We start from the raw sequence: 24,541 nt of genomic DNA on the forward strand, positions 1-24,541 counted from the left end.
ATTACGGACCAGCCCTGCGTCAGGCTCATCCGCAGTGCATCCGGCCAGTCCGCGAAGACTGACGCGCTCGCACGTCACACGGTTCCCGGTGGTCTGCATGCCGCACAGACTACGCACGGTCAAAACCCTCCTAGGGCCGAACTTCACCCCAAATCACGCAAGTCGGTTGCTACGAATTAGCGATGTGACGCCGTTCACTAAGGCCCCCCTTGTCGCGACGAGCAGACCGATCTATCGTGCTGATGTATCGAGTCGATACATCAGCTCGGTACATCGGCTCGGCACAGGGCCACGCGAGAGCACTCGGAGAAGGAGGAGGCGAGGTTGAGCAGACGCTCCGGCATCCTTGAGTTCGCCGTCCTCGGACTGCTCCGTGAATCCCCGATGCACGGCTATGAGCTGCGCAAACGCCTCAACACCTCGTTGGGGATCTTCCGTGCCTTCAGTTACGGAACCCTCTACCCCTGCCTCAAGACGCTGGTCGCCAGCGGCTGGTTGATCGAGGAGCCGGGGAACCCTCCGGCAGAAGTGCAGCCCGGCTCCGGCCGTGCCGTCGCTCCTGCCTCGTCCCTGGCAGGGCGCCGCGCCAAGATCGTCTATCGGTTGACGGCGGAAGGTAAGGAGCACTTCGAGGAGCTGCTCTCGCACACCGGGCCCGACGCCTGGGAGGACGAGCACTTCGCTGCTCGTTTCGCCTTCTTCGGGCAGACGGAGCACGAGGTACGGATGCGGGTGCTGGAAGGCCGTCGCAGCCGACTGGAGGAGCGCCTCGAGAAGATGAGCGCCTCTCTGGCCCGCACCCGCGAGCGCCTCGACGACTACACACTTGAGCTGCAGCGACACGGCATGGAGTCCGTGGAGCGCGAAGTGCGCTGGCTGAACGAGCTCATCGAGAGCGAGCGGTCGGGACGGGATCAGCGACGATCCTCGCCCGAGGGCTCAGCTCAGCAGAACACCGCAGGAGAGCCGGACGGCCTGCCCCGGCGGGGTAACGACCCGTCGGATCCGTCCGGCGACACCGCCAAGTGAGCTCCCCGCAGATCCGCGGGGGACTCATCAGAAACATCCATTACACACAGGGAGCAACCGGAATGGGTTCGGTTCGCGTAGCCATCGTCGGCGTGGGCAACTGCGCCGCCTCGCTGGTCCAGGGCGTCGAGTACTACAAGGACGCCGATCCGGCCGGCAAGGTGCCCGGTCTGATGCACGTCCAGTTCGGCGACTACCACGTGCGGGACGTCGAGTTCGTCGCCGCCTTCGACGTCGACGCGAAGAAGGTCGGCCTCGACCTCTCGGACGCCATCGGCGCCAGCGAGAACAACACCATCAAGCTCTGCGACGTGCCGAACGCCGGCGTCACCGTCCAGCGCGGCCACACCCACGACGGCCTGGGCAAGTACTACCGCCAGACCATCGAGGAGTCGGCCGAGGCCCCGGTCGACATCGTGCAGGTCCTCAAGGACCGCAAGGTCGACGTGCTGGTCTGCTACCTGCCCGTCGGTTCCGAGGTCGCTGCGAAGTTCTACGCGCAGTGCGCCATCGACGCCAAGGTCGCGTTCGTCAACGCCCTCCCGGTCTTCATCGCCGGCACCAAGGAGTGGGCGGACAAGTTCACCGAGGCCGGTGTCCCGATCGTCGGCGACGACATCAAGTCGCAGGTCGGCGCCACCATCACGCACCGCGTGATGGCGAAGCTCTTCGAGGACCGGGGCGTTGTCCTGGACCGCACGATGCAGCTGAACGTCGGCGGCAACATGGACTTCAAGAACATGCTCGAGCGGGAGCGCCTGGAGTCCAAGAAGATCTCGAAGACGCAGGCCGTCACCTCGCAGATCCGTGACCGCGAGCTCGGTGCGGACAACGTCCACATCGGCCCGTCGGACTACGTGGCCTGGCTGGACGACCGCAAGTGGGCGTACGTGCGCCTCGAGGGCCGCGCCTTCGGTGACGTTCCGCTGAACCTGGAGTACAAGCTCGAGGTGTGGGACTCCCCGAACTCGGCCGGTGTCATCATCGACGCCGTCCGCGCCGCGAAGATCGCCAAGGACCGCGGCATCGGCGGTCCGATCCTCTCCGCGTCCTCGTACTTCATGAAGTCCCCGCCGGTCCAGTACTTCGACGACGAGGCCCGCGAGAACGTCGAGAAGTTCATCCGCGGTGAGGTCTCCCACTGACTCACCTGACACGGTGCGTCGGCGCGGCAGCGTGAGGAGCGACAACGGTCCTCGGCTGCCGCACCGTTGAGGGTCCCCGGGCAATCAGCCCGGGGACCCTCAACGTATGTGACCCTTGCTCCCATGCCCGTCGTGCGTGACCTGCGCGTACTCCTGCGCCTTCGGAACTTCCGCCGCCTGCTGGCCGTGCGGATCCTGTCCCAGTCGGCCGACGGCGTCTATCAGGTGGCCCTCGCCGCCCATGTCGTCTTCTCCCCGGAGAAACAGGCATCCGCAGGCGCCATCGCCTCCGCGATGGCCGTGCTGCTGCTGCCCTACTCGCTCATCGGCCCGTTCGCCGGGGTGCTGCTGGACCGCTGGCCGCGCCGCCAGGTCTTCCTCTACGGCAACCTGCTGCGTTCCGCGCTCGCCTGCTGCACCGCGCTCCTGATCATCGGCTCCGCTCCCGACTGGCTCTTCTACGCCTCGGCCCTCTGCGTCACCGCCGTGAACCGCTTCGTCCTGGCCGGCCTGTCCGCCGTGCTGCCGCGCGTCGTCGACCGGGAGCGGCTGGTGCTGGCGAACTCCCTGTCCCCGACCGCCGGCACGCTCGCCGCGACGGCGGGCGGCGGACTCGCCTTCGTCGTACGGATCCTGCTGGCGGACTCCGATGCCGCCGTGGTCCTCCTGGGCGCCGCGCTCTACCTGGCCTCGGCGGTGGCGTCCCTGAGCCTCGCCTCCGCACTCCTCGGGCCCGACCCGGACGGCGAGCGCCTTCCTCTGGGCAAGGCGCTCGCGGCCACTGCGGGCGGGCTCATGGAAGGACTGCGCCATCTGGCGGAGCGCCGGACCGCCTCCCGGGCGCTGGCAGCGATGACGGTCCTGCGCTTCTGTTACGGGGCGCTGACCGTCATGGTCCTGATGCTCTGCCGGTACGCCTGGACGGACAGCGAGTCCGACGGGCTGGCCCTGCTGGGGCTGGCGGTGGGGGTGTCCGGTGCGGGCTTCTTCGCCGCGGCCGTCCTGACCCCATGGGCCGCACAACGGCTCGGCCGGTTCCGCTGGATGGTGGTGTGCGCCGGGACCGCCGCGGTTCTCGTACCGGCGCTGGGGCTCTGGTTCGCTCCCACCCCGATGCTCGTCGCGGCATTCGTGCTCGGCCTGGTCACCCAGGGAGCGAAGATCGCCACGGACACGGTGGTGCAGATGTCGGTCGACGACTCCTTCCGGGGCAGGGCCTTCTCGCTCTACGACGTGCTGTTCAACGTCGCCTTCGTGGCCGCCGCAGCAGCAGCCGCTCTGCTCCTGCCTTCTGACGGAAAGTCGGCCGCTCTCGTGACCGGAGTGGCCGTGCTGTACGCGGCCGTTGCCGTGACCTTGGCCCATTGGAATCGACGCGGCGAAGTCCTATAGCGTGCCCGCGTCAAAGACAGACGTCGCACGATCCACGGGGGCATTCGCATGACCTATCCGCCGCAACAAGGCGCCGGCCCGTACGGGCAGCAGCCTCAGCCCTACCCGCCCCAGCAGCAGCCGGGGTACGGCTACCCGCAGCAGCAGCCCTACCCTCCGCACCAGGGACAGCAGCCTTACGGTGGCCAGCCCGGCGGTCCGCCGCAGGGGATGCCGCCTCAGGGCCCGCCGCAGAACATGTCCGGTGGCAAGAAGGCCTTCCTCGCCACGCGCAACATCATCCTCATCGTGGTGGCGCTCGCCGTGCTCGTCGGCCTGAAGTTCGGCTGGGACAAGATATTCGAGTCCGATGCCAAGGCAGCGTCGGTCGGGGACTGCCTGGAGAACAAGGGGACCAACTTCAAGCCGGAGATGAAGTCCGCGGACTGCGGTTCGTCCGCCGCCGAGTTCAAGGTCGCCGAGGTGCACGACAACACGTCCAACACGGATCTCTGCGACGCGGAGAAGTACATCGCCTATATGGAGACCTCGGGCAGTCGTAAGAGCCGGAGCAGCGTGGTGCTCTGCCTGACGCCGGTCAAGCCGGGTAGCTGATCACTGCATCACCTGGCCTGCCAGGACAGAACCGAGGGCGCTGTTTCACGTGAAACAGCGCCCTCGGTGTTGAGCGCGCCGGTCATGTTTCACGTGAAACATGACCGGCGACTCCCCCGGCCGGCCTGAGGCCGACGGGTATCAGTCCTGCGTTTCCCACCACTTCCTGAGCTCCCCAACGGCCGCGTCGTGTTCCATCGGCCCATTCTCCAGGCGGAGTTCGAGCAGGAATGCGTACGCCTTGCCGATGACGGGCCCCGGTCCGACGCCCAGGATCTTCATGATCGCGTTCCCGTCCAGGTCCGGCCGGATCGCGTCCAACTCCTCCTGGTCCTTCAGCTGGGCGATCCGCTCCTCCAGCGCGTCATAGGTCCGCGAGAGGGCGGCGGCCTTGCGCTTGTTCCGGGTGGTGCAGTCCGAGCGGGTCAGCTTGTGCAGGCGCTCCAGGAGAGGCCCGGCGTCCCGCACATAGCGACGCACGGCGGAGTCGGTCCACTCGCCGTCGCCGTACCCGTGGAAGCGCAGATGCAGCTCCACCAGCTTCGCGACGTCCTTGACCATGTCGTTGGAGTACTTGAGCTCGGTCATGCGCTTCTTGACCATCTTGGCGCCCACCACCTCGTGGTGGTGGAAGGAGACCCGCCCGTCCTTCTCGAACCGCCGGGTCCGGGGCTTGCCGATGTCATGGAGGAGCGCGGCAAGGCGCAGCACGAGGTCCGGGCCGTCCTCCTCCAGGTCGATCGCCTGCTCCAGGACGGTCAGCGAGTGCTCGTAGACATCCTTGTGCCGGTGATGCTCGTCACTTTCCAGCCGGAGGGCGGGCAGCTCCGGAAGGACCTGCTGAGCCAGACCCGTGTCGACGAGGAGTGCCAGGCCCTTCCGCGGGTGCGAGGAGAGGAGAAGCTTGTTGAGCTCCTCCCGGACCCTCTCGGCGGAGACGATCTCGATCCGGCCCGCCATCTCCGTCATGGCCGCGACGACATCGGGAGCGACCTCGAAGTCGAGCTGCGCGGCGAATCGCGCGGCGCGCAGCATGCGCAGAGGGTCGTCGGAGAACGAGGCCTCGGCCGTTCCGGGGGTACGCAGCACCCGCTCCGCCAGGTCCTCGAGACCGCCGTACGGGTCGATGAAGTCCTTCTCCGGCAGCGCGACGGCCATGGCGTTGACGGTGAAATCGCGGCGGACGAGGTCGTCCTCGATGCACTCGCCGTAGGAAACCTCGGGCTTGCGCGAGGTCCTGTCGTACGCCTCGGACCGATATGTGGTGACTTCGATCTGGTAGCCGTTCTTCTGCACGCCCACCGTGCCGAAGGCGATCCCGACCTCCCACACGGAGTCGGCCCAGGGCCTGACGATCTTCAGCACGTCCTCGGGACGGGCGTCGGTCGTGAAGTCCAGGTCGTTCCCAAGCCTGCCGAGGAGTGCGTCCCGGACCGATCCGCCGACGAGGGCCAGACTGAATCCAGCATCCTTGAATCGGCGGGCGAGATCGTCGGCGACCGGGGACACCCGCAGCAGTTCGCTGACTGCGCGGAGCTGCACCTGGGTCAGGGCGCTGGGGTTGTCTTCATTGGCGTTCGGCACAACAGAAAAGGGTACGTGCCCGGACCGGTCCGGGCGTCATGGTTTCCTGCTGCCCTGCGAGACTCTCCCGATCATGCGGCGCACACCCCGGCACTTGGGCCCGGCGCACATCGTTACCATGCGGGGACGCAGCAACGGACAACGATCGACAGCAGCTGACGATGACGAGGGACGGGTACGCGTGGCCGAGGCGGCAGACATCCAGGGGATGAGTCCCTCTCCTGCCCGCCGGTGGCTGCGGCGCACAGCCGCCGTGCTGGCCGGGGCTCCGCTCGTCGCCGCTCTGCTGGCCGGGGCGACCGCCCCGCAGGCGCAGGCCGGCGAGACGGGCAAGGCCCCGACGAAGGCCCCCACGGGGTCCAGCACCGTCTCGGTGTCCCTGGACACCCTGACGCCGAGCGCCCCTGTGAAAGGGGACACGCTCACCGTCTCCGGCACGCTGACCAACCGGAGCAAGGAGACCGTCACCGACGGGCAGGTCGATCTGCGCGTGGGCCCGCGGCTCTTCGGCCGGACCTCGATCGACGCGGCCGCTCGGCGGACCGGCTATCTGCCCGGGACCGATCCCTACCCGATCGGCGGCAAGTACACGGTCAAGGTCCCCAAGCTCGCGGCGGGGATCAGCCAGGACTTCACGCTGTCGGTCCCCGTCGGCAAGCTGGGCCTCGGCGACGACGGGGTCTACCAGCTGGGCGTCTCGCTGTCGGGACGCACGCCGCACACCTCGTACGACCAGGTCCTCGGAATCAAGCGGACCTTCCTCCCCTGGCAGAGCGAGGACAGCGAGTCCAAGGCCGGGATCAGCTACCTCTGGCCGCTGATCGCGCCGGCGCACCTCACCGCGGAGACCGGCTCCGACGAGGAGCAGACCCCGGTGTTCGCCGACGACGACCTGGCGGCGGAGATCGCCCCCGGCGGCCGCCTCGAACAGATGGTGTCGCTGGGCAGCCAGCTCCCCGTGACCTGGGTCGTCGACCCGGATCTGCTCGCCAGCGTCGACGCGATGACCGGGAGCTACCGGGTCAGGTCCGGCGACACCACGGTCGCGGGCACCAACCAGGCCGTGGCCAAGAAGTGGCTCACCTCGCTGGAAGCGGCGGTGACCAAGGGCAAGATCGTGGCCCTGCCCTTCGGTGATCCCGATCTGGCATCGATCGCCCACCGCGGCAAGAACGTCTCGGGCACCCTCAGTCATCTCCAGACCGCCAGTGAGGTCGCGGGGATGACGGTGGAGACCATCCTGCACCTGAAGCCGTCGACCGACTTCGCCTGGCCGGTCGACGGTGCGATCGACCCGTCCATCGTGGATGTCGCCACCTCGGCCGGCGCCCACCATGTGATCGCCCGCAGCGACAGCCTCCAGGAGACCGGTGGCCTGCTCTACACGCCCGGTGCCGCCCGCCCGATCGGCGGCGGCACCACGGCGGTGGTCTCGGACGCCAGGCTCTCCACGGCCTTCCAGGGCGACATGGACAAGGCGGGGGACTCCACGCTCGCCGTACAGAAGTTCCTCGCTCTCACCCTCGCTCTGACCGAGCAGGACACGGACAAGGACCGGACCGTCGTCGTCGCGCCACAGCGCATGCCGACGGTCGCCCAGGCCCAGTCGATGGCCCGCGCCCTGCACGCGCTGGACGACGACCGCTGGACGCAGTCCAAGGGGCTGATCCAGGCGGCCGCCGCCAAGCCCGACGCGGACGCGACTACCCAGGTGCCCCGGGCCTCCCAGTACCCGAAGCGGCTGCGCAGCCAGGAGCTGCCCACGCAGGCCTTCCAGGACATCAAGGCCATCCAGGGGTCCCTGAACAACTTCCAGGTCATCCTGACCCACCCCGAGCGGGTGGTGACCCCCTTCGGCAACGCGGTCAACCGGTCCATGTCCACCTCGTGGCGGGGCAGGCCGCTGGAGGCCCAGCAGTACCGGGACTCGGTGCGCACCTATCTGCAGGGGCTCATCAACGAGGTCCAGCTGATCTCGAAGTCGGATGTCACGCTGTCCGGCCGCAGCGCCACGATCCCCGTCACGGTGCAGAACAGACTGCTCCAGGACGTCGATCATCTGGTGCTCCGGCTGAAGTCGGAGAACGCGACCCGGCTCAAGCTGAACGACGGCGGCGGGGTGGCGGAACAGCCGATCCGGATCGGCGCCGGACACAGCCAGTCGGTGAAGTTCGACGCGGCGGCCAACATCAACGGCCAGGTCCAGATGACCGCACAGCTCTACACGGAGGACGGAACTCCGTACGGTGCGGAGATGGCCTTCACCGTGAAGGTGTCGGAGCTCACCCCGACCGTGCTCCTCGTGATCGCCGGCGGTCTGCTGCTGCTGGTGCTCGCCGGCATCAGGATGTATGTACATCGCAAGCGCGCCAACGCGGGCGGCGCGACGGGCGACGACGGCGGTGAACCCGAGCAGCCGAGTGACCCGACGCCGGACACCGGTCCCGGAAGCACGGAGCCGTCGGGCACGGGTGAGAAAGTGGACCGTTGAGCGATGTCTGTCGTGGCCGGTCGGCCGGGGACGATGAGGTGGGGTTTCGATGAACGCGCCGTACGACGGTGACCGCGGTCAGGGTACGGGCGGGGCAGGTTCCTCCGGAGGGCCTCCGGTGCCTCCTCCGGGGCAGGAACCGGCACCGGACCCGTATCTGCAGTCGGCCTACGACTACGACCCCTACCGCTCGCAGGACCTCTCCGCCCAGGACCCGGTGAGCGAGGCGCTGTACGACCGCGCCGCGCACCCGCCGCCGCCCCCCGGCACCTACCAGCAGCCGCAGCCGCTCTACCAGCAGCCGCCGGCCGCGCCCTACGCCCCCGACCCCCGGATCTGGGCGCAGACCCCACCGCCCGAGCCGGACGGCCCCTCGCGCCACCTCCCGTACGGGGACGACGCGGCGACCACCCAGTTCGTCGGCGTGGACGCGCTCGTCACCCAGGCGTCGGTGAACCGCGAGGAGCCCGACGCGTTCGCCCATCTCTTCCGGGACCAGGAGGGGCCTGCCGGGCCTGCGGGATCGCCGACCCCGGCCGAGCCAGAGCCCGCTCCCGTGCCCGCACCTCCGAAGTCCGGCGGCGGCCGGGCCTCCGGTCTGCTGAAGTCCAGCGCCGTCATGGCCGCCGGCACGCTCGTCTCCCGGCTGACCGGCTTCGTACGCAGCCTGGTGATCACCGCGGCGCTCGGTGCGGCCCTGCTCGGTGACAGCTTCACCATCGCCTACACCCTGCCGACGATGATCTACATCCTCACCGTGGGCGGCGGCCTCAACTCGGTGTTCGTCCCCCAGCTCGTCCGTTCCATGAAGGACGACGAGGACGGCGGCGAGGCCTATGCGAACCGGCTGCTGACCCTGGTGATGGTCGCCCTCGGGGTGATCGTCGGCCTCGCCGTCTTCGCGGCACCCTGGCTCATCCGTCTGATGTCGTCGACGATCGCGAACGATCCGGCGGCCAACAACGTGGCCACCACGTTCGCCCGGTACTGCCTGCCCACCATCTTCTTCATGGGTGTGCACGTCGTGATGGGCCAGATCCTCAACGCCCGCGGGAAGTTCGGCGCGATGATGTGGACCCCGGTCCTCAACAACATCGTCATGATCTTCACCTTCGGCATGTTCATCTGGGTCTACGGCACCTCGCACGAGTCCCACATGGGCGTCCAGACGATCCCGCCGGAGGGCGTGCGGCTGCTGGGCATCGGCACCCTCCTCGGGCTGATCGTCCAGGCGCTGGCGATGATCCCCTACCTGCGCGAGGCAGGTTTCCGGTTCCGCCCGCGGTTCGACTGGAAGGGCCACGGGCTCGGCAAGACGGTCAAGCTGGCCAAGTGGACGGTGCTGTTCGTCTTCGCCAACCAGGCCGGTGTGCTGGTCGTCACCCAGCTCGCGACCTCGGCCGGCAAGGAGTCCGGGCAGAACGGGGCGGGCTTCCTCGCCTACTCGAACGCGCAGCTGATCTGGGGCATGCCGCAGGCGATCATCACCGTCTCCGTGATGGCCGCCCTGCTGCCCCGCATCTCCCGTGCCGCCCACGACGACGACCCCGGTGCGGTCCGCGACGACATCTCGCAGGGGCTGCGCAACTCCGCGGTGGCCATCGTGCCGGTCGCCTTCGCGTTCCTCGCGCTCGGCGTTCCGATGTGCACCCTGCTCTACGCGTCCAGCGGCCCCGAGGCCGCCCGGTCCATGGGCTTCATCCTGATGGCCTTCGGCCTCGGCCTGATCCCCTACTCCGTGCAGTACGTGGTGCTGCGAGGGTTCTACGCGTACGAGGACACCCGCACCCCCTTCTACAACACGGTCATCGTCGCCCTCGTCAACGCGGCGGCCTCGGCCCTCTGCTACGTCGTGCTGCCCTCCCGCTGGGCCGTGGTCGGCATGGCGGCCTCCTACGGCCTCGCCTACGCCGTCGGGGTCGGGATCGCCTGGCGCCGGCTGCGCAACCGCCTGGGCGGCGATCTGGACGGCGCCCACGTCCTGCGCACCTACGCCCGGCTGTGCCTCGCCGCCATCCCGGCGGCCGTGATCGGCGGCGGCATCGGATTCGCCCTGCTCCACGCGCTCGGCGACGGCGCCTCGGGCTCGCTCCTCGCGCTGATCGCGGGTGGGATCGTGCTGCTGGGAGTCTTCGTCGTCGCGGCCAAGCGGATGCGGATCGAAGAGATCAACGGCATGGTCGGCATGATCCGGGGACGGCTCGGCCGCTGAGGAACGCCGGCCCGCACAACCATCGCCTGCCTCCGCGTGTCGTGCATAGCGCCGGAGTGTGGGCACAATTGGCGTGACTGTGCAGAGCTGGCTGGCTGGCATCGCGCAACGGATGGGGAGGCAGGAACGACGGTGGCGGAACGTAGCACGGCTGCCGTCGACGTGGCCGACAACAGCGGGGACGAACCGCTGGCCGCCAAGGCGGACGAGGCCACGACCGACGGTACGGCAGAAGCCCAGGACTCAACGGGCGAAGGCCCTCAGGAAGCGGACAACGAGCCGGACGGCTCGGAACCCACCGTGTCGCCCCCCGATCTGCACAGCGGCCACAAACTGGCCGGCCGCTACCGGCTCGAGGAGTGCGTCACCCGGCTGGACGGATTCAGCAGCTGGCGTGCCGTCGACGAGAAACTGCGTCGCGCCGTGGGGGTCCATCTCCTTCCCGCCGACCACCCCCGGGCGCGCTCCGTGCTGGCCGCCGCCCGTTCCTCCGCGCTGCTCGGCGACCCCCGCTTCGTGCAGGTCCTCGACGCCGTGGAGGAGAACGACCTCGTCTACGTCGTCCACGAATGGCTCCCGGACGCCACGGAGCTCACGGCGCTGCTCGGCGCCGGGCCCATGGACGCGCACGACGCCTACCAGCTCGTCAGTCAGATCTCCCAGGCCATGGCGGCCGCACACCGCGAGGGCCTGGCTCATCTGAGGCTCACGCCCGGAGCGGTGCTGCGCAGCTCGTCCGGCCAATACCGGATCCGCGGCCTCGCGGTGAACGCCGCGCTGCGGGGCATCACCTCCGACGGGCCGCAGCGCGCCGACACCGAGGCGATCGGCGCCCTGCTGTACGCCGCGCTGACCCAGCGCTGGCCGTACGAGAGCGACGCGTACGGCCTGGCCGGGCTGCCCAAGGGCGTGGGATTGATCGCGCCCGATCAGGTGCGGGCCGGCGTCCACCGCGGCCTCTCCGAAATCGCCATGCGGGCCCTCGCCAACGACGGAGCCACGGCCTCCCGCCAGGAGCAGCCGTGCACCACCCCTGACGAGCTCGCCAAGGCCGTCCTGGCCATGCCGCGCATCCGTCCGCCCGAGCCCACGTTCACCGCACCGCCTGAGTACCAGCGCACCACGTACCAGCAGGGCACTTACGGGCGGCCGGGCGGCCCCGGCGCCGGTGTCACCCAGCCCGTCATCCCCGCGCCTCCCGCCCCGCTCCAGAGCCGCACCGGCAAGGCCCTCAAATGGGCCGTCTCCGCGCTGCTCATCGCGGCCCTGGGCCTCGGCAGCTGGCAGCTCGCCGAGACGCTCCTCGACCGCGACAACAAGTCGAACGACCCCGGCACCACCCAGACCAACCCGGAGAACGGCGACAAGCCCCCGGTCGAGAAGACCGAGCCCGTCCCGATCGTGAGTGCCAGGGACTACGACCCGCTCGGCGACGGGTCCGAGAAGCCCCAGGACATAGACCATGTCTACGACGGGGACCCGAACACGTACTGGCACACGGACGGCTACTACAGCGCCGACTTCGGCAAGCTGAAGGAAGGCGTCGGTGTCGTGCTCGACCTCGGCAAAACGCAGCGGGTCGGCGCGGTCGATGTGACCTTCCTGGGCGGCACCACCTCGGTCGAACTGCGGACCAGCGACGGCTCCGAAGTTCCGAAGAGGCCCGAGGGCTTCACCAAGGTCGCCGAAGGTTCCGGAACAAAGGTGTCCCTCAAGCCTGGCGAGACCGTCCGGGCGCGGTACCTTCTGGTCTGGCTCACCGAACTGCCACCCAGCAGCGAGGGGAACTTCCGGGGCAAGATCTCGGACATCAAGGTCACCAGCTGACGGCATCAGGGGAGGGGGCTCACTGTTGGACGACACCAGATTCGCCGGCACCACGGACCAGGATCTTCTGGCCGGCCATGTAGCCGGTGAACCGGACGCCTTCGGTGAGCTCGTACGACGTCATCGTGACCGGCTGTGGGCCGTGGCGCTGCGGACCCTGGGCGACCGTGAGGAAGCGGCCGACGCCGTGCAGGACGCCCTGGTCTCCGCATTCCGCGCCGCGCACACCTTCCGCGGTCAGTCCGCCGTCACCACCTGGCTGCACCGCATCACGGTCAACGCCTGCCTGGACCGGGTCCGGAAGGCCGCCTCGCGCAAGACCTCGCCCGTCGACGACCCGGAGCGGCTCGACCAGCTCCTGGAACCGCACGAGTCCGCGGAGGCCCCGGCCGAGCGTCAGGATCTCCACCGCGAGCTGTTCGCGGCGCTCGGCACCCTCCCCGCCGAGCAGCGCGCGGCACTCGTCCTCGTCGATATGCAGGGGTACCCGGTGGCTGAAGCGGCCGACATGCTCGACGTACCCGTTGGCACGGTGAAGAGCCGCTGCGCGCGAGGCCGCGCCCGGCTGGCCCCGCTCCTCACCCATCTCCGTACTGAACGCCGCGGACACGGTGACCATGAGGAGGCCGACGCGGAAGGGAACCGGACGCCGAGAGCATCCGTCCCACCGGCAGCGGGGCCAAGAGATGTGGAAACGAGCGATCCAGCTGCGGTGAAGGGTGGAGGTGGGCACACATGACATCGGCAACCGACGCGACCCGGCACCCGGACATCGCGGAGATCTCCGATCTGACCGAGGGCCTGCTGTCGTCCTCCCGTGCCGCCGACGTCCGCAGCCATCTGGACGGCTGCGAGCCCTGCGCCGATGTCCACGCCTCGTTGGAAGAGATTCGCGAACTGCTCGGCACCCTGCCCGCGCCGGAGCCGATGCCCACCGATATCGCGGACCGCATCGACGCCGCACTGGCAGACGAAGCCCTCTCCCGGCGCACGGAAGCCGGTCCTGCTCCCGATGTTTCACGTGAAACAGGCTCCGCCGTCATAGCCCCGGACGTCGCGGACCGTCCTACCGGCCATGCGCGCGCCGCTATGGGCCCCGGCCGTCGCCCCGTACGCCGCCGTCGCCGCACCAAGGCGCTTGCCGCCATCGGCGCCGCTGCCGTAGTCGGTGTGAGCGTCCTCCTGATGCAGAACGTCCAGCTGCCCGGCAGCCATGACGACGCCACCTCCGCCGCAGACACGGGCGCCAGCGCCTCGCGTGTCTTTACGCAGTCCACGCTCGAGGACCGGGTCTACGGTCTGCTGGGCTCATCCGAGGACTCCGCGAGCCCGCAGTACTCCAACGGAGAGAGCTCTGGCGCCAAGGAACAGGCTCCGTCCGCCGACACCAAGTCCTCGCCGAACGCGCAGTCGGAGAACCCGCTCCGCGCTCCCGCCGTGAGTGTCCCCTCCTGTGTGGCGCAGGGCATAGGGCGGAACACCGCCGCCCTCGCCATCGACAAGGGCACCTACGAAGGCACCGCCGCCTTCCTCGTCGTACTGCCGCACCCCACCGACGCGAGCCGCGTCCAGGCCTATGTCGTCGACGCGACCTGCGTCGACGCCGAGCCTCCCGCCAAGGGGAAGCTCCTGCTGACGCACGCCTACGCCCGCCCCTGAAAATCGCGGCGGATGCCGCTCCGGCACGTCGGGAATGCATCCCCCGTAGGATCCGTTGGGTGGGGTGAGAGTCGTTGAACCGGCCCCAGTAGGCGTGGACAGTAGGCAGTCTGCAGAGACGAGGAAGAAACCCGTGAGCGACGTGCGTAATGTGATCATCATCGGCTCCGGCCCGGCCGGCTACACAGCCGCCCTTTACACCGCGCGCGCCTCGCTGAAGCCGCTGGTCTTCGAAGGGGCCGTCACCGCTGGTGGCGCACTGATGAACACCACCGACGTGGAGAACTTCCCCGGTTTCCAGGACGGCATCATGGGCCCGGAGCTCATGGACAACATGCGCGCTCAGGCCGAGCGTTTCGGTGCCGAGCTCATCCCCGACGACGTGGTCTCCGTCGACCTCACCGGTGAGATCAAGACGGTCACCGACACCGCCGGCACCGTCCACCGTGCCAAGGCGGTCATCGTGACCACCGGCTCGCAGCACCGCAAGCTCGGCCTGCCCAACGAGGACGCCCTCTCCGGACGTGGCGTCTCCTGGTGTGCAACGTGCGACGGCTTCTTCTTCAAGGACCAGGACATCGCCGTGGTCGGCGGCGGCGACACCGCGATGGAGGAGGCGACGTTCCTCTCGCGCTTCGCCAAGTCGGTCACCATCGTCCACCGCCGTGACTCGCTGCGTGCCTCCAAGGCCATGCAGGAGCGCGCGTTCGCCGACCCGAAGATCAAGTTCGCCTGGGACAGCGAGGTCGCCGGAGTCCACGGCGAGCAGAAGCTCTCCGGTCTGACCCTGCGCAACACCAAGACCGGCGAGACGTCCGAGCTGCCCGTGACCGGCCTGTTCATCGCCGTCGGCCACGACCCGCGCACCGAGCTCTTCAAGGGCCAGCTCGACCTCGACGACGAGGGCTACCTCAAGGTCGACGCTCCCTCGACGCGTACCAACCTGACCGGTGTCTTCGGCGCCGGCGATGTCGTCGACCACACCTACCGGCAGGCCATCACCGCTGCCGGCACCGGCTGCTCCGCCGCACTCGACGCCGAGCGCTTCCTTGCCGCGCTCGCCGACGGTGAGAAGGCCGCCGCAGCCACCGTCTGATCCCCGCCCCACCCACACCCCGCGAAGTTAAGGAGGCCGCCGTGGCCGGCGCCCTGAAGAACGTGACCGACGACACCTTCGACGAGGTCGTCCTCAAGAGCGACAAGCCCGTGCTGGTGGACTTCTGGGCCGCCTGGTGCGGTCCGTGCCGTCAGATCGCGCCCTCCCTGGAGGCCATCGCGGCGGAGCACGGCGAGATCGAGATCGTCAAGCTCAACATCGACGAGAACCCGGCCACCGCTGCCAAGTACGGCGTCATGTCCATCCCGACGCTGAACGTCTACCAGGGCGGCGAGGTGGCCAAGACCATCGTCGGCGCCAAGCCGAAGGCCGCGATCCTCCGCGACCTCGAAGCCTTCATCTCCGAGTAAGCGGTACCGGCCGAACAGGCCGGAACAGCAAAACCGCAGTTCCGTTGTTTCACGTGAAACGGGCCCGTCCTTGAGGACGGGTCCGTTTCACGTTCTCCTGCCACGGCGCATCACAACGGCCGCAGCGCAGGTTCCTTCTGTACGGCCCCGAGCAGTCGGTCCAGGGCCATCTCGACGTCTTCCTTCCAGGAGAGCGTCGTACGCAGCTCCAGCCTCAGCCGCGGGTGCACCGGGTGCGGTCGCACGGTCTTGAACCCCACCGAGAGCAGATGGTCCGCCGGCAGCACGCAGGCGGGCTCCTTCCAGCGCGCGTCCCCGAACGCCTCGATGGCCTTGAAGCCCCGACGGAGCAGATCCTTGGCGACGGTCTGCACCATGACCCGGCCCAGCCCCTGCCCCTGGTACCCCGGCGTGATCAACGCGGTCATCAACTGGACGGCGTCGGGGGAGACAGGGCTCGTTGGAAAGGCCGTCGCACGCGGCACATAGGCGGGCGGTGCGTACATGACGAAGCCCACCGGCACATCGTCGACGTAGACCACGCGTCCGCAGGATCCCCACTCCAGCAGAACCGCGGAGATCCAGGCTTCCTTCTCCAGCTCAGGCTTCCCGCCCTTGACCGCGGCTTCCCCACTGACCGGATCGAGCTCCCAGAAGACACAGGAGCGGCAGCGCCGGGGGAGGTCGGGAAGGTTGTCCAGCGTGAGCGGTACGAGCCGACGCCCCATGAAGGCTGTTCCTCACTTCTCTCACCCGCCGCATCAACTGCGGCGGTCCGTGCTCTCCGTTCGCGGAGGTGGATCAAGTGAAATGCCCTGCCAGAACGCATCGTATCCACCGCCGGATCAAGCCGACACCGAGAGAAAGCAAAGGGCGGGCCGTCTTCCGTAACCCACCGGAAAACAGCCCGCCCTGGTTGCTCGGAGCGTCAGCCCTCGCCGTCCTCGTCCGTCCCCTCCGACGGGCTACGGTCCAGCACCCGGCCCTCGCCGGGGGCGAGGCTGCCCAGGATGCGGTCCAGATCCTCCATCGAGGCGAACTCGACGACGATCTTTCCCTTCTTCTGGCCCAGGTCGACCTTCACCCGGGTCTCGAACCGGTCGGAGAGCCGGGACGCCAGATCGGACAGGGCCGGCGACAGCCGGGCACCGGCCCGGGGGCCCTTGGCCTTCGAGGCGCTCGTGGGCCGCGAACCCATGAGGGTCACGATCTCCTCGACCGCACGCACCGAGAGCCCCTCGGCCACGATGCGATGGGCCAGGCGGTCCTGCTCCTCGGAATCGTCCACCGACAGCAGGGCCCGCGCATGTCCCGCCGACAGCACTCCGGCCGCGACCCTGCGCTGCACGGGCGGCGACAGCCGCAGCAGACGCAGCGTGTTGGACACCTGCGGACGGGAACGACCGATCCGGTCGGCCAGCTGGTCATGCGTGCACTTGAAGTCCTTGAGCAGCTGGTCGTAAGCAGCCGCCTCCTCCAGTGGGTTCAGCTGAGCCCGGTGGAGGTTCTCCAGGAGCGCGTCCAGGAGCAGCTTCTCGTCATCCGTGTCCCGGACGATCGCCGGAATCCGCTCCAGACCCGCCTCACGGCAGGCCCTCCAGCGCCGCTCACCCATGATGAGCTCAAAGCGCTCGTTCCCCGTCTTCCGTACGACGACGGGCTGGAGAAGACCGACCTCCTTGATGGAGGTGACCAGCTCGGCCAGCGCGTCCTCGTCGAACACTTCACGGGGCTGACGGGGGTTCGGCGTGATGGAGTCGAGCGGGACCTCGGCGAAGTACGCACCGGCCACGTCCCCCGGCCCGGCCAGGTCGGCTCCCGACACGGGCGAGCTCGGCTCGGGCACCACCGGAGCAGCCCCCAGCGTGGTCACCTTCGCGGCCGCCACCCCGCGCTCCGAGGTCAGGACCGAAGCGCTCCCGGACGAGGAGGACCCGATCCCGGAGGACGGCACCTGCTTCTCCTGCGGAGCGGCTGGGATCAGGGCTCCGAGCCCACGCCCCAACCCTCTACGACGCTCACTCACTGGATCCCCTCCGAAGTATTCTGCTGGCTGTTCCGACTGCCCGGGTGGGCATGCTGGGCCTCGTACTGCACCCCGACCCCCCGCAGCGCGATCTCACGGGCGGCTTCGAGGTACGACAGCGACCCGCTCGAACCGGGGTCATAGGTCAGTACGGTCTGCCCATAACTCGGCGCCTCGGAGATCCGTACCGACCGGGGAATGCTGGTGCGCAGGACCTCCTTGCCGAAGTGGCTGCGCACCTCCTCGGCGACCTGCGACGCAAGCCTGGTCCGGCCGTCGTACATGGTGAGCAGGATCGTCGACACATGGAGGTCCGGGTTGAGGTGGCCCCGTACCAGGTCGACGTTGCGCAGCAGCTGGCCCAGCCCCTCCAGTGCGTAGTACTCGCACTGAATGGGGATGAGCACCTCCGCACCGGCCACCAGAGCGTTGACCGTCAGCAGACCCAGCGAGGGCGGGCAGTCGATCAGGATGTAGTCCAGCGGCTGCTCATAGGCCTGGATCGCCCGCTGCAGTCGACTCTCCCGCGCCACCAGCGACACCAGCTCGATCTCCGCACCGGCGAGATCGATGGTGGCCGGGGCGCAGAAGAGACCTTCGACGTCCGGGACGGGCTGCACCACGTCGGAGAGCGGCTTGCTCTCCACCAGGACGTCATAGATCGAGGGAACTTCGGCATGGTGATCGATGCCCAGAGCCGTAGAGGCGTTGCCCTGTGGATCGAGGTCGACCACGAGAACGCGTGCACCGTGAAGTGCAAGCGACGCGGCAAGGTTGACCGTCGAGGTGGTCTTTCCCACCCCACCCTTCTGGTTGGCCACCACCATGACGCGTGTCTGGTCAGGTCGCGGCAGCCCCTCGCCGGCTCGGCCGAGGGCCTCCACCGCCAGCTGGGCCGCACGACCGATAGGTGTGTCATCCATCGGCGGCGGTGTTTCACGTGAAACACCGTCTCCCACCGATTCGGTTCGGGGACCGGGGACCGGGTCGGTCATCGGTCCCGCGATGTTGGCGTCGGACCGCAAGGATTCACTCTCCTCGGCTTCAGGCTCGCAATGAGCAGAGCCTGCCATGGTTTCGGGGTCGTGAACCAGCGAGGCCCGCTCTTCTGTGGATGAATCCACCTCTGTGGACAACTCCGTAGCCCTAACGGGCCTGCGATGGCGAGGGGTGGCAGCCGCACGACCACGGCCGATGATTCCATGCAGCAGAGAACGACGTTTCACGTGAAACACGATGCCCCTGCAGCGTAGCTACAGGGGCACGACACTCCGCGCGCGCATGGCGTGATCGTGAGCTCAGCGGCGGCGACGGGTCCGGCTGGTCCTCGCGGCCTTGGCCCGCTTTGCGGCGAACCTCACACCGCCCGGGCTCTCGCCGACCACCACACGCACCACCGTGGACATCGGCTCCACCACGCCCTCGCCCACGTGGAGCACCTCGGTCTCCACCACTCCCAGCTTGCTGAGGGCCGCCCGAGCGCCGTTGATCTCCTCCTCGGCGGTATCGCCCTTGAGCGCGAGCATCTCTCCGTAGGGACGCAGCAGGGGCACACCCCAGCCGGCCAGCCGGTCCAGCGGGGCCACGGCCCGGGCCGTCACCACATGCACCGGCTGAAGCGTCCCCAAAACCTCTTCGGCCCGGCCGCGGACGACCGTCACATGGTCGAGCCCCAGCAGCTCGACGACCTCCTGGAGGAAGTTCGTCCGCCGCAGCAGCGGCTCCAGCAGGGTGATCTTCAGGTCAGGACGCACCAGGGCCAGCGGGATCCCCGGCAGCCCGGCGCCCGACCCCACATCGCAGACCGTGACACCGTCGGGGACGACCTCGGAGAGCACCGCACAGTTCAGCAGGTGCCTCTCCCAGAGCCGCGGCACCTCACGCGGACCGATCAGTCCTCGTTTGACCCCCGCGTCCGCCAGCAGTTCCGCGTACCGGCCGGCCTCGGGAAAGCACTCCCCGAACACCTCCCGGGCCTCGTCGGGCGCCTGGGGAAGCGCTACTTCCTCCGTCACGGGAACCGTCCTTCCATACCGCATTACCGCACCATGGGTGGCTGACTATCAGGCTGACAAGGATCGGCCCCGTCTGCGAACAGACGGGGCCGACAGAAGAGAGGCCGGTCAGGCCGGCAGGACGACGACGAAGCGCTGCGGCTCCTCGCCCTCCGATTCGCTGCGCAGGCCTGCGGCCGCGACCGCGTCGTGCACAACCTTGCGCTCGAACGGCGTCATCGGGTCCAGCTTCACCGGGGCACCGGTGCTCTTGACCTCGTCCGCGGCCTTGGCACCCAGCTCGGCGAGCTCCGTGCGCTTCTTGGCCCGGAACCCGGCGATGTCCAGCATCAGACGGCTCCGGTCACCGGTCTCCCGGTGCACGGCCAGCCGCGTCAGCTCCTGGAGTGCCTCCAGCACCTCACCGTCGCGGCCCACGAGCTTCTGCAGTTCACGTGCCGATTCACTGATGATCGAGACCGCGGCCCGGTCCGCCTCGACATCCATGTCGATGTCGCCGTCCAGGTCGGCGATGTCGAGCAGGCCCTCGAGGTAGTCCGCTGCGATCTCCCCTTCCTGCTCGAGGCGGGTCAAGGTGTCGCTGCCCTCAGCGGCCGTGGAGGTGGTGCCTTCCGTCACGGATGGACTCCTTCTTACTTCTTGGACGGGTGCTTGGGCCGCTGCGGGCCCTTGCGCTGTCCGGACTTGGCTTGGCGTGAGGAGCCGGACGCGGGCTTACCCGCCGGCTTGGGCTTTTCGGTCTGCGCGGCGCCCTTGTCCAGGGAGGTCTTTGCCGTGGATTCGTCGGCCTCGCCGTCCTTGGCCGTGCCCTGGTGGCCGGCACCGGTCTGCCGCTTCGCCTTGGTCTGACGCTTGGGCTGCTGGCGCCGCTGCGGCGCTCCGCCCTCGGCCTCGGCGACGGCGGTGTCACTCTTGACCACCGAGCCGTCCTCCTGCGGAGCGAGGCCGAGCTTGGCCAGTCCGGTGACGAACTTGCGCTCGATGTCGTTGCGGTCCGGGCCCTTGGCCACGATCCGCTTGACCGTGTTGCGCCGGGTCCGGCCGCGGACCTCGCCGTGCGTGGTCACGCTCTTCAGCAGGCGGCCGAGGTACTGCTCCTGCGCCTTGCTGCCCGGCGTCGGGTTCTGGTTGATCACGTACATCTGCTGACCCATGGTCCAGACGTTGGTGGTCAGCCAGTAGACGAGGACACCGACGGGGAAGTTGATGCCCATGACGGCGAAGATCAGCGGGAAGATGTACATCAGCATCTTCTGCTGCTGCATGTACGGCGTCTTGACCGTCAGGTCGACGTTCTTCGTCATCAGCTGGCGCTGCGTGAAGAACTGCGAGGCCGACATCATCACGATCATGACCGCGGTGACGACCCGGACATCGGTCAGCGAGGCGCCGAGCGCGTCGACCTTCTCCGCGCTGTCCATGAACTTGGCGGCCAGCGGGGCACCGAAGATGTGGGCCTGACGGGCGCTGTCCAGCAGCGACTGGTCGATGACGCCGATCTTCTTGTTCGACGCGATGGCCGAGAGCACGTGGTACAGAGCGAAGAAGAACGGCGACTGGGCGATGATCGGAAGGCACGAGGAGAGCGGGTTGGTGCCCGTCTCCTTGTACAGCTTCATCATCTCTTCGGACTGTCGCTGCTTGTCGCTCTTGTAGCGCTCTTGGATCGCCTTCATCTTCGGCTGGAGCACCTGCATGTTCCGCGTCGACTTGATCTGCTTGACGAACAGCGGGATCAGGCAGATGCGGATCAGGACCACGAGGGACACGATGGACAGACCCCAGGCCCATCCCGTGTCGGGGCCGAAGATCGCCCCGTACAACTTGTGGAACTGGACGATGACCCAGGAAACGGGCCATGTGATGAAGCTGAACAGACTGGCAATCGTGTCCACTAATCAGGCTCCTTGAGCATTGGGCGAAGTCTCTGCGGCCGAGCTCGGAAGATCGGTGGCCGATCCCCCGGGAGGCACATCAGCGGCGGAGTCCCCGCCCTTGTTGCCGCGCATGGCACTGCGCAGCAGTTCGTGCCAACGCGGACGTTTGCGTGGTGGAACGTGATCCACGCCGCCGGGTGACCACGGATTGCATCGCAGGATGCGCCAGGCTGTCAGCGCCGTTCCCTTGATCGCTCCGTGCCGGTCGATCGCCGTATATCCATAGTGGGAACACGACGGGTAGTAGCGGCATACAGGCCCGAGAAGTGGGCTGATCGTCCACTGGTACAGCTTGATGAGAGCCAGCAGCGGGTACTTCATCGCGCGCCCCCTCCCAGCAGCCGCTGAAGAGCGGCATCCAGGTCTCGGGCCAGCTGTTCATGGTCGGCGTCGCCCGCACCGGGCAACGCGCGTACGACAACCAGGCTACCGGGGGGCAGCAGGGCAAGCCGCTCTCGGACCAGATGACGGAGCTTCCGCTTCACCGCTGTGCGGACGACCGCACCACCCACTGCTTTGCTGACAACGAAACCCGCACGCGGCGGGGGAGCAGTCTCCCCAGTCACGTGCGGGTCCGTTGCACCGCTGCGTAGATGGACGACGAGTAGCGGGCGGCCGGCCCTGCGTCCTCGCCGTACTGCGGTCGCGAAGTCCTCGCGCCGCCTCAGCCGATTCTCGGTAGGCAGCACGTCATGACGACCTGTACGCGATCAGGCGGACAGGCTGGCGCGGCCCTTGCCACGGCGGGACGCGAGGATCGCGCGGCCGGCACGGGTCCGCATCCGCAGACGGAAACCGTGGGTCTTCGCGCGACGACGGTTGTTCGGCTGGAAGGTGCGCTTGCTCACTCGGGGGCTCCAGTAATGATCGTTTATTGGCGGGACATCGCCTGGCTGTCACCGTGCGCCCACGAGAGACTCGCGTAAACGCCCTAGTTGCACCGCTTCACAATCACAGATCGTGATCTTTGCCCATCGGAGGCAGGCGGCAGCAGCCATCGACAACTCGACCTGGTCACGGTACGCGCGGCTACGCCATCCGGTCAAACCGACCTCGTCGGACCCCCCATTGTGCACAGCCTGTGGACAACGACTTGAACCGCGCGGGTCGGCCTGACTACCGTGGCTGAACTCCGGTTCTTTTTCTTCCCGCCTGCCGGTCCTCACCCATCCCGACCCATACCGTCCCGAGAACCACACATTCGTGGGACCAGCGAGAGAGCGTGCCTTGTGGCTGATGTACCTGCCGATCTTGCCGCAGTGTGGCCACGAGTGCTGGAGCAACTCCTCGGGGAGGGCCAGCAGGGCATCGAGCCGAAGGACAAACAGTGGATCGAGCGCTGTCAGCCGCTCGCCCTGGTAGCCGACACCGCGCTCCTGGCCGTCCCCAACGAATGGGGCAAGCGCGTCCTCGAAGGCCGTCTCGCACCGCTCATCAGCGAGACGCTGAGCCGCGAGTGCGGCCGGACCATCCGGATCGCGATCACGGTGGACGACTCCGCCGGTGAGCCGCCGAACCCGCCGGCGCCCCCGATGCACCAGTCCCAGCAGCCGCAGCAGCACCAGCAGCAGCAGTCCCCGCAGCACCGCTACCAGGGCCCGCAGCACGACGAGCGGCAGCACGGCGGCAACGACGGGTACGACGGCTACGGACACCGGCCCTCGGACGACGGCATGCCGACCGCCCGGCCCGCCTACCCCGACTACCAGCAGCAGCGCCCCGAGCCCGGCGCCTGGCCGCGCACGCAGGAGGACCTCTCCTGGCAGCAGCCCCGGCTCGGCGGTTTCCAGGACCGCGACACGTCCGCCGAGCAGTGGCGCGAGCCGTACGGGGGCGGCCGCCCCCAGCAGCACGACTACCGGCAGCAGCCCCCCGAGCGCCAGGGCCAGGGCGGCTACGAGCCCCAGCGCCCCGAGCGCCACGAGATGCAGGAGCCGCAGCACCGGCAGGGCGGCGGCACCGGCCGGCCCGGCGGCTCCACCGGTCCGATGGGCGCGCAGCCGGCTCCGGCACCCGGGCCCGGTGAGCCGCACGCCCGGCTGAACCCGAAGTACCTCTTCGACACCTTCGTGATCGGGGCCTCGAACCGGTTCGCGCACGCTGCGGCCGTCGCGGTCGCCGAAGCGCCCGCCAAGGCGTACAACCCGCTCTTCATCTACGGGGAGTCGGGGCTCGGCAAGACCCACCTGCTGCACGCCATCGGGCACTACGCCCGCAGCCTCTACCCGGGTACCCGGGTGCGGTACGTGAGCTCCGAGGAGTTCACCAACGAGTTCATCAACTCGATCCGCGACGGCAAGGGCGACACCTTCCGCAAGCGGTACCGCGATGTCGACATCCTTCTCGTCGACGACATCCAGTTCCTGGCGAGCAAGGAGTCGACGCAGGAGGAGTTCTTCCACACCTTCAATACGCTCCACAACGCCAACAAGCAGATCGTGCTGTCCTCGGACCGCCCGCCCAAGCAGCTGGTGACGCTGGAGGACCGCCTGCGGAATCGTTTCGAGTGGGGGCTGACCACCGATGTGCAGCCTCCGGAGCTCGAGACGCGTATCGCGATCCTGCGCAAGAAGGCGGTGCAGGAGCAGCTCAACGCGCCGCCGGAGGTCCTGGAGTTCATCGCCTCCCGTATCTCGCGCAACATCCGTGAGCTGGAGGGCGCCCTCATCCGGGTGACGGCCTTCGCCAGCCTCAACCGCCAGCCGGTGGACCTGGGTCTGACCGAGATCGTGCTGAAGGACCTGATCCCGGGCGGCGAGGACTCGGCCCCGGAGATCACGGCGACGGCCATCATGGCGGCGACCGCGGACTACTTCGGGCTGACGGTGGAGGACCTCTGCGGATCCTCGCGCAGCCGGGTCCTGGTGACGGCCCGCCAGATCGCGATGTATCTGTGCCGCGAGCTGACGGATCTCTCGCTGCCCAAGATCGGCGCGCAGTTCGGCGGCCGGGACCACACGACGGTGATGCACGCCGACCGCAAGATCCGGGCGCTGATGGCGGAGCGCCGCTCCATCTACAACCAGGTCACCGAGCTCACCAACCGCATCAAGAACGGCTGACCGCACGCGTCGCCGGCTGCGTCGAGGGCGCTGTGCGGACTCCTCAGGAGTCCGCACAGCGCCCTTTTCCATGCCCTTGGGCGTCTCCGGGGCAGCTCCGA

At 68.4% G+C, this 24,541-nt stretch carries 22 protein-coding genes; 12 read left to right on the forward strand and 10 right to left on the reverse strand.

The features are described 5' to 3' along the window. Window positions 1–324 precede the first annotated feature (324 nt). The 4 genes from RLT58_RS17900 (at window position 325) to RLT58_RS17915 (ending at window position 4,160) form a co-directional block, all read left to right on the forward strand. The gene (locus RLT58_RS17900; RefSeq protein ID WP_311311387.1) at window positions 325–1,029 is read left to right on the forward strand and encodes a PadR family transcriptional regulator; all 705 of its coding nucleotides are present in this window, start codon (window positions 325–327) and stop codon (window positions 1,027–1,029) included. Between the two features lie 62 nt (window positions 1,030–1,091). Beyond that, on the forward strand, window positions 1,092–2,174 hold the full coding sequence (locus RLT58_RS17905; protein ID WP_311311388.1) for an inositol-3-phosphate synthase: 1,083 nt from the start codon (window positions 1,092–1,094) through the stop codon (window positions 2,172–2,174). Window positions 2,175–2,297: 123 nt separating this feature from the next. Further along, window positions 2,298–3,566, forward strand: a complete 1,269-nt coding sequence (locus RLT58_RS17910) for an MFS transporter (RefSeq protein ID WP_311311389.1) — start codon at window positions 2,298–2,300, stop codon at window positions 3,564–3,566. 48 nt (window positions 3,567–3,614) lie between these two features. Further along, window positions 3,615–4,160, forward strand: coding sequence for an LppU/SCO3897 family protein (locus RLT58_RS17915; RefSeq protein WP_311311390.1), 546 nt, complete (start codon window positions 3,615–3,617; stop codon window positions 4,158–4,160). Window positions 4,161–4,301: 141 nt separating this feature from the next. Here the strand turns inward: RLT58_RS17915 and RLT58_RS17920 are convergent, their stop codons facing one another. Continuing rightward, window positions 4,302–5,744, reverse strand: a complete 1,443-nt coding sequence (locus tag RLT58_RS17920; RefSeq protein WP_311311391.1) for a CCA tRNA nucleotidyltransferase — start codon at window positions 5,742–5,744, stop codon at window positions 4,302–4,304. A 181-nt stretch (window positions 5,745–5,925) separates the two neighbouring features. Here RLT58_RS17920 and RLT58_RS17925 point away from each other — a divergent pair, with 181 nt between their 5' ends. The 7 genes from RLT58_RS17925 (at window position 5,926) to trxA (ending at window position 15,400) form a co-directional block, all read left to right on the forward strand. Next, a complete protein-coding gene (locus RLT58_RS17925) occupies window positions 5,926–8,235 on the forward strand; it encodes a DUF6049 family protein (RefSeq protein WP_311311392.1) in 2,310 nt (769 codons plus the stop codon). A 49-nt stretch (window positions 8,236–8,284) separates the two neighbouring features. Further along, window positions 8,285–10,447 carry a murein biosynthesis integral membrane protein MurJ gene (gene murJ / locus RLT58_RS17930; RefSeq protein ID WP_311311393.1) on the forward strand — a complete coding sequence of 721 codons (2,163 nt, stop codon included), beginning with the start codon at window positions 8,285–8,287 and terminating at the stop codon, window positions 10,445–10,447. A 132-nt stretch (window positions 10,448–10,579) separates the two neighbouring features. After that, complete coding sequence (locus RLT58_RS17935; protein WP_311311394.1) at window positions 10,580–12,274, forward strand: protein kinase family protein; 1,695 nt, start codon at window positions 10,580–10,582, stop codon at window positions 12,272–12,274. Between the two features lie 25 nt (window positions 12,275–12,299). Next, window positions 12,300–13,013, forward strand: a complete 714-nt coding sequence (gene sigM / locus RLT58_RS17940; protein ID WP_311311395.1) for an RNA polymerase sigma factor SigM — start codon at window positions 12,300–12,302, stop codon at window positions 13,011–13,013. Then, window positions 13,010–13,933 (forward strand): anti-sigma factor family protein, encoded by a 924-nt coding sequence (locus RLT58_RS17945; RefSeq protein WP_311311396.1) that lies wholly within the window; start codon window positions 13,010–13,012, stop codon window positions 13,931–13,933. Before sigM ends, RLT58_RS17945 begins: the two co-directional genes overlap by 4 nt. A gap of 133 nt (window positions 13,934–14,066) precedes the next feature. After that, window positions 14,067–15,029, forward strand: coding sequence for a thioredoxin-disulfide reductase (gene trxB, locus RLT58_RS17950; protein ID WP_311311397.1), 963 nt, complete (start codon window positions 14,067–14,069; stop codon window positions 15,027–15,029). Window positions 15,030–15,070: 41 nt separating this feature from the next. Continuing rightward, on the forward strand, window positions 15,071–15,400 hold the full coding sequence (gene trxA / locus RLT58_RS17955) for a thioredoxin (RefSeq protein WP_311311398.1): 330 nt from the start codon (window positions 15,071–15,073) through the stop codon (window positions 15,398–15,400). A 110-nt stretch (window positions 15,401–15,510) separates the two neighbouring features. Here trxA and RLT58_RS17960 read toward each other — a convergent pair whose 3' ends face one another. From RLT58_RS17960 to rpmH, 9 genes are all read right to left on the reverse strand, one after another. Next, the gene (locus tag RLT58_RS17960) at window positions 15,511–16,128 is read right to left on the reverse strand and encodes a GNAT family N-acetyltransferase (RefSeq protein WP_311311399.1); all 618 of its coding nucleotides are present in this window, start codon (window positions 16,126–16,128) and stop codon (window positions 15,511–15,513) included. A gap of 200 nt (window positions 16,129–16,328) precedes the next feature. Next, window positions 16,329–17,426 (reverse strand): ParB/RepB/Spo0J family partition protein, encoded by a 1,098-nt coding sequence (locus RLT58_RS17965; protein WP_311311400.1) that lies wholly within the window; start codon window positions 17,424–17,426, stop codon window positions 16,329–16,331. Next, window positions 17,423–18,499 carry a ParA family protein gene (locus RLT58_RS17970; RefSeq protein ID WP_311314547.1) on the reverse strand — a complete coding sequence of 359 codons (1,077 nt, stop codon included), beginning with the start codon at window positions 18,497–18,499 and terminating at the stop codon, window positions 17,423–17,425. The genes RLT58_RS17965 and RLT58_RS17970 overlap by 4 nt, the downstream gene beginning before the upstream one ends. A 225-nt stretch (window positions 18,500–18,724) precedes the next feature. Next, a complete protein-coding gene (rsmG, locus tag RLT58_RS17975) occupies window positions 18,725–19,465 on the reverse strand; it encodes a 16S rRNA (guanine(527)-N(7))-methyltransferase RsmG (protein WP_399131645.1) in 741 nt (246 codons plus the stop codon). An 84-nt stretch (window positions 19,466–19,549) separates the two neighbouring features. Next, the gene (locus RLT58_RS17980; RefSeq protein ID WP_136202213.1) at window positions 19,550–20,059 is read right to left on the reverse strand and encodes a Jag family protein; all 510 of its coding nucleotides are present in this window, start codon (window positions 20,057–20,059) and stop codon (window positions 19,550–19,552) included. A 14-nt stretch (window positions 20,060–20,073) separates the two neighbouring features. Continuing rightward, window positions 20,074–21,336 carry a membrane protein insertase YidC gene (gene yidC / locus RLT58_RS17985; RefSeq protein ID WP_311311402.1) on the reverse strand — a complete coding sequence of 421 codons (1,263 nt, stop codon included), beginning with the start codon at window positions 21,334–21,336 and terminating at the stop codon, window positions 20,074–20,076. A 3-nt stretch (window positions 21,337–21,339) separates the two neighbouring features. Next, window positions 21,340–21,699: a membrane protein insertion efficiency factor YidD gene (gene yidD, locus RLT58_RS17990; RefSeq protein ID WP_311311403.1), complete on the reverse strand. Its 360-nt coding sequence runs from the start codon at window positions 21,697–21,699 to the stop codon at window positions 21,340–21,342. Further along, the gene (gene rnpA, locus RLT58_RS17995; RefSeq protein ID WP_311311404.1) at window positions 21,696–22,067 is read right to left on the reverse strand and encodes a ribonuclease P protein component; all 372 of its coding nucleotides are present in this window, start codon (window positions 22,065–22,067) and stop codon (window positions 21,696–21,698) included. Before rnpA ends, yidD begins: the two co-directional genes overlap by 4 nt. A 21-nt stretch (window positions 22,068–22,088) precedes the next feature. Beyond that, window positions 22,089–22,226 carry a 50S ribosomal protein L34 gene (gene rpmH, locus RLT58_RS18000; RefSeq protein WP_010985740.1) on the reverse strand — a complete coding sequence of 46 codons (138 nt, stop codon included), beginning with the start codon at window positions 22,224–22,226 and terminating at the stop codon, window positions 22,089–22,091. Between the two features lie 381 nt (window positions 22,227–22,607). On the opposite strand from rpmH, the gene dnaA reads away from it, so the two are divergent. Beyond that, a complete protein-coding gene (dnaA, locus tag RLT58_RS18005) occupies window positions 22,608–24,440 on the forward strand; it encodes a chromosomal replication initiator protein DnaA (RefSeq protein ID WP_311311405.1) in 1,833 nt (610 codons plus the stop codon). The last annotated feature ends 101 nt before the right edge of the window (window positions 24,441–24,541 follow it).

The sequence above is a fragment of the Streptomyces sp. ITFR-16 genome, from assembly GCF_031844705.1.
GTDB lineage: Bacteria > Actinomycetota > Actinomycetes > Streptomycetales > Streptomycetaceae > Streptomyces.

Excerpts from the sequence above, each read along its gene's own strand:
- RLT58_RS17915 (WP_311311390.1), top strand. The coding sequence starts at position 3,615 with ATGACCTATCCGCCGCAACAAGGCGCCGGCCCGTACGGGCAGCAGCCT.
- RLT58_RS17910 (WP_311311389.1), top strand. The coding sequence starts at position 2,298 with ATGCCCGTCGTGCGTGACCTGCGCGTACTCCTGCGCCTTCGGAACTTC.
- RLT58_RS17905 (WP_311311388.1), top strand. The coding sequence starts at position 1,092 with ATGGGTTCGGTTCGCGTAGCCATCGTCGGCGTGGGCAACTGCGCCGCC.
- RLT58_RS17945 (WP_311311396.1), top strand. The coding sequence starts at position 13,010 with ATGACATCGGCAACCGACGCGACCCGGCACCCGGACATCGCGGAGATC.
- RLT58_RS17970 (WP_311314547.1), bottom strand. The coding sequence starts at position 18,499 with ATGGCAGGCTCTGCTCATTGCGAGCCTGAAGCCGAGGAGAGTGAATCC.
- rsmG (WP_399131645.1), bottom strand. The coding sequence starts at position 19,465 with ATGCGGTATGGAAGGACGGTTCCCGTGACGGAGGAAGTAGCGCTTCCC.
- yidD (WP_311311403.1), bottom strand. The coding sequence starts at position 21,699 with ATGAAGTACCCGCTGCTGGCTCTCATCAAGCTGTACCAGTGGACGATC.
- murJ (WP_311311393.1), top strand. The coding sequence starts at position 8,285 with ATGAACGCGCCGTACGACGGTGACCGCGGTCAGGGTACGGGCGGGGCA.
- RLT58_RS17960 (WP_311311399.1), bottom strand. The coding sequence starts at position 16,128 with ATGGGGCGTCGGCTCGTACCGCTCACGCTGGACAACCTTCCCGACCTC.